Here is a 266-nt window from a genome sequence, read left to right on the forward strand (position 1 = left end):
GGCTGGTCCGGCAGACATTCAGCGCTGGCATCCAGATGAATGAGACTGACGCCATAACGTTGGATGAGTGTGACAACCAGACGACGGAACGTTTTTGACAACCCCAGGCGTTTAAGCCGCAGAACCGGATATGACCACGCATCGGTACGTAACAGATATCCGCTACCTGTGAAATGAATCCATTCTGATTCACCGAAGTCACTGGTCTGGTGTGACAGCGAGTACAGCCAGGCGTTATCCTTTTCCGTGATATGTGCGGTACTGCA

The 266-nt window shown here is 51.9% G+C and carries 1 protein-coding gene; it reads right to left on the reverse strand.

Annotation, left to right across the window (positions count from 1 at the left end):
* Positions 1–266: DUF5983 family protein (locus M992_RS14470; RefSeq protein ID WP_072165991.1), on the reverse strand; the 266-nt coding region annotated here is incomplete at both ends.

Origin of the sequence: Moellerella wisconsensis ATCC 35017, from assembly GCF_001294465.1 — a bacterium.
Taxonomy (GTDB): Bacteria; Pseudomonadota; Gammaproteobacteria; order Enterobacterales; family Enterobacteriaceae; genus Moellerella; species Moellerella wisconsensis.